Below are 3960 nucleotides of genomic sequence, written 5' to 3' on the forward strand. Positions count from 1 at the left end.
CCCAGACGCGTTCGAGCGGGGCAGCGACGCGGGTTCGACGCTGATAGACTGGCATACTCCTCCGTTAGGGTCGAGGTAGAAAAGTCGTGTTGGCAGGGTATCAAAATGCGAGAGCTGAGGCTGTCGCTCGTCGGTGTGGGGTGGTGCTTCCTAATCGTCGAAAAGCCGCCGCTCATGAGAGCGGCTTCGCCCGCACGGTAACTCCCGAGGCACGAACCGCGCGGATGGACACGGGCAACATCCGGCCATGCTGGAATTTGGGCTGGCTGCTAGATGGCGGCCGAGTGTTGGTCCACAGCCACGACACGTGTCGCGGCACTAACACCTTAGACGAGATTCATATTAACTATTTTGCACGTTCTATCGAATGTCAGATCTGAACCACCTTTTTGACGTTGGAATTTTCTCCGCAAGAGTGAGAAGCGCCCGATTTTTCACACCCAATGTTACCAATGGTGTGAACACGGTTGAGGACGTGCGAGTCAGCGACTCGCCACCTCAACCGAAATGAGGCCGAGACGGAACTGAGACCGTGACGGAATTGAAAGAGAACCGACGCGGGATTATTGAACCAAAGTAAGACTGTGACCGGACCGAGAGCCGAGCTAATTCGGCTGTTGCCCCCGGTTAGAGCGTGAACCGCGAGACGGTCGTTCCGGCCTTCGTCAGGTCGGTGTCGGTTGCGGCGGCGACGGTCACTTGGTTTTCGCCGTACTCGATTGCGACTTCGACTTCGAACGTGTCGTTTTCGGGTTCGACAAGCGTCGTCTCGCCCGGCGTTTTCACGGCGACGACGGCGGCGTCGGTCTGTCCGGAGACGACGAGTTTGTCGCCTTTGAAACGCGTGCTCACGCGGAGCGTCGGACCTGACGGTCGGTCGCTCTCGACGTAGCGCTCGCGCAGGAATGCAGGCGTTTCGACGGGTTCGCCAGCGTCGATACCGTGTGCGAGGCGGACGAACTGCGCCATCGACCACGCCAGTGGCGTCGCACTGCCGGTCCCCTCACCGAACTGCCAGTTGTAGGCCGTCGAGTGTTCGCGGTCCCAGACCTGCTCGGCGAGCATCCGCCCGGAGTTGGCGAAGGCAGCCATCGTCCGAAGCAGGTTCGACGGTTCGAGGGGACCCTCTTCGGTTCCCGCGAGGAGTTCGTACTCGCCGCGTTCGCCGGTGAAGATGGGCCAGAGTCGACCCTTCCCTTTGGCGTCGATGGACCACGGTGCGCCTTCTTCGTCGCGTTCGCGTTCGCCGTAGCCGTCGCCGTTGTAGCGGTAAAACGCCGGGCCGTGCGGCGTATCGACGCGAATCGTCTCGTCGACTTCCTTCACCGAGTTTCGGATAATCTCGTCGTCCGCGGGTTTGATGCCCAGACGCGTCAGTTCGAGGAAGCCGCCGTCGATGATTTCGCGTTCGTCGAGTGTCGGCCCGTTGTTCGCGAGCGTCCGAAGGTGTCCGGCGTCGGGTTCGCCGTCGCGGGTGATTCGGACGTAGTACGGGGTGTGTGTGTTCCGGTCGGTCCCGGTTCTGGTTGCCGTCCAGTCGCCGACACGCTTGGCCCAGTCGTCTGCGAGTGCTAACCAGACGAGTGCGTCTTCCTCGTGACCCTCGTCGAGTGCGATGGCGGCCGCACAGCCGAGTCCGGCGATTTCGGCGGCGATGGATGACGGCGAGTAGCCGGCTTCTTCCTCCCAGCGCTCCTGTGCGGTTGGCGGCCCGTTCCGGGCGACGTAGTCCGCAGAGCGCTTGACGTTGACGTAGTCGTAGTCCACGTCGTCGAAAGAGACACCGTGTTCGGTGAGCATGTAGGCCATCACCTGCGGGAACGAGATGTTGTCCATCTGCTCGCCGCCCCAGCGAGTCCGCCCGTTGAGGTAGGTGTTCTGCGGGATGAACCCACGGTCGTCCTGCTGGTAGGTGTAGATGTATTCCAACGCGTCGATGGCCGTCTCGATGTCACCGACGGCCTCGAAGACGGTAAAGACCTGATAGAGGTCGCGCGACCAGACGAAGTTGTAACCGTACCCTTTGGCCTCTTCGGCGGGGACGACTTCGCCCCACGGAACCGACGGTGAGGCGATACCCGCGCCGAGGTAGGTCTTGTCCTCGACTGCGCGCAGACTCATGAGACAGGTCTTGTACTGCGCGGCGAGGCCGTCGTCGTTGGCGACCGAATCGGGCAGCGTCTTATCCGCGAGAAAGTCGGCCCACGAGTCGGTGTAGGCCGACCGAACCGTCTCGTAGCCACGAGTCAGTGCACCGGCGGCCTCGCCGAGTGCGGCGGCGGTGTCGGCGTGTTCGGCAAAGCCGAGCGCCAGCGTCTCCGAGAGGTCGGAGCCGGTACCGATACGGCCGACGAGGACGACGTTCTCGTCGTCGACGCGCTCTTGTGGGGCCGGAAGCGTCCCTTTGGAGAAAAAGTCCGCAAGGTATCGAGAACCGGCGACGCCGACGGTGGACCACTCGAACCGACCGGCGGTGGTGAGCGCGATAGCGACGCTGTACTTACGGCCGTTCTGGTCGATGAGAAGCGGTTCGTTTCCGTCATTGGCGTCGAACGCTCCCGCGTCGCGGGCGACGAGGTGGTAACTTCCGAGTTCGCCGAGGCGGAGTCCACGGTCCTTCGCGCCGGTGTTGGCGAGGGCCGTGTCGGCGACGGTGTACAGCTCGTACTCGCCGTCGTCGAGTGCCTCGAACTGCACATCAGCGAGCATCGCGTCGTGTTCGGGGTCGATGGCGTACTCGACGGTGAGTTCCCATTCGTGACCGCGACCGTCGCCCGTTTCTGTGATGATGTGGCGGAACACGAGCGCATCGTCTTCGACGATTTCGACCCGTCGTTCGACCGTATCGGCGTGGTCGTCTCGACGGGTCTCGTTGTGTGTCCGGGCCGTGTACTCGGATTTCGGGTCGGCGTCGACGACGAGGAAGTCGAGCGTCCTGAGATTCATCAGGTCGACCCGCGGGAAGCGAACTTCGGTGAGTGCACCTTCCGTCAGTGTAAACCAGATGCGCGAGGGGTCGTCGGTATCGTGGTCGGCGACCGTTCCGATACCGTACTTTTCGCCGGTCGTCCAACGCGGCCGGTTCTCCGGGCCAGTCGGTGCTGGCTTCGGTGCCGGAAGCGCGTCGATTTCGGCGAGAATCGCGGTCGTCTCCATCCGAATCGCGTGTGGCCAGCCGAGGGGTGCAGCACTGTCGAAACTGCCGTCGTCGAACACCTGTTCGGCGAGATAGTCCGCACCTGTCGAGAACGGACCGTCGGGTTGCAGCAGTTCGTAGAGGTTCGTCGCCCGCTCGATAAACCGGCGGCCGTCCTTGCCGAGGCGGTCACAGAGGAGGCCGAATTTCACGGCGGCGTTTGCTCCCCACGCGGTGGCGACGGACCAAACCTTCTCGCCTTCCTGTCCGTCTGCGCGCCAGTAGTCGTCCTCGAAGCGGACGAGACCGGCCACGTCGCCCCGAGGGTTCCGATACAGGCCCTTCAGGGTCGCGGACATGTGCTTGACGAGGCGATTGGCCGTCTTCGAGTCGATTTCCTCGATGTCGGCGTAGGCGTCGATGGCGTCAACGAGTGCGAAGGTGGCCGAGTCGAGTCGGTCGTCTACGTTGTCGTCACCGTGAAGACGGAGGGCGTACACCGACCGCTCTTTCGACCAGAGTTTGTCGAGACCGTCGTAGACTGTTTTCGCCTGTGTCGACGCGTGCTCGCGCAGTTCTTCGTTCACGGGTGCGGTAGCGACGGTCGAATATGCTCGTAAGAATGTCGCGGCCGTGTGGGTAAACCGACCGCTCATGTTCTCCCACGCGTTCTGACAGGCCATCGGAAGTCCGTCGTCTTCGAGACTGCTATCGAGTCCTGAGATGCCTGCTGTGATGGCCGACCGGATGCGCCCGACGAGTTCGTCGTCGAGTTCGTCACGGCGCTCCGAGAGCAGCGTCGCGAGGTACGCCACGACGCTTGC

At 62.7% G+C, this 3960-nt stretch carries 2 protein-coding genes; one reads left to right on the plus strand and one right to left on the minus strand.

The genetic code is table 11. From position 1 onward, the window contains the following. Positions 1-201 (plus strand): hypothetical protein (locus QT222_RS04905; RefSeq protein ID WP_491476495.1); only part of this gene is annotated, 201 nt, incomplete at its 5' end. 426 nt (positions 202-627) lie between these two features. On the opposite strand, the gene QT222_RS04910 is transcribed toward QT222_RS04905, so the two are convergent. Beyond that, the coding region (locus QT222_RS04910; RefSeq protein ID WP_491476496.1) for a glycoside hydrolase family 15 protein at positions 628-3960 on the minus strand (3333 nt) is incomplete at its 5' end.

The sequence above is a fragment of the Haloferax sp. s1 genome, from assembly GCF_058382125.1.